Below are 596 nucleotides of genomic sequence, written 5' to 3'. Positions count from 1 at the left end.
CGCCCCAAAAAAAGTTCCAAAGAAAACACGTCAATTGTTGCCACAAACGGGTGATACAGTTGCAGCTTGGCTTTCAACGCTCGGGTTGATAATTTTCGCGACAGTACTTGCTTTTAACATGAAAAAACAAAAAATTGATAATTAGGGAGAAAAGAATGAAAAAGACAATTGCCAAGAAAGTGCTGACATTAACCAGCACGATCCTAATGACATTACTGATGGTTCTCGGGTTTAATGGCACTCGGGTTCAAGCAGATACGAATGATACGACAACACAAAACGTTGTCCTTACTAAATACGGGTTTGAAAAAGATGTTACTGCCATTGATCGTGCGACTGATCAAATTTGGACCGGCGATGGTGCTAAGCCTTTACAAGGCGTTGATTTCACCATTTACAACGTGACAGCCAATTATTGGGCATCGCCTAAGGATTATAAAGGCAGTTTTGATAGTGCTTCGGTTGCCGCAACCGGTACGACTAATGACGAGGGGCAACTAACCCAAGCATTGCCAACCCAATCAACAGATGCCAGCGGTAAGACTCGTGCTGCTGTCTATCTTTTCCATGAAACCAATCCGCGAGCTGGTTATAAC

The 596-nt window shown here is 43.3% G+C and carries 2 protein-coding genes; both read left to right on the top strand.

The window, feature by feature from the left end:
• Positions 1-145, top strand: a 145-nt coding sequence (locus ACWPAB_RS15405) for an LPXTG cell wall anchor domain-containing protein (protein WP_455692715.1), incomplete at its 5' end; no start/stop codon positions are given.
• Positions 146-155: 10 nt separating this feature from the next.
• Positions 156-596: pilin N-terminal domain-containing protein (locus ACWPAB_RS15400; RefSeq protein WP_455692714.1), on the top strand; the 441-nt coding region annotated here is incomplete at its 3' end.

Source organism: Lacticaseibacillus sp. 30 (assembly GCF_053819265.1).
Note: the sequence above shows the minus strand (reverse complement) of the source record. Positions and strands in the feature narration are given on the sequence as shown.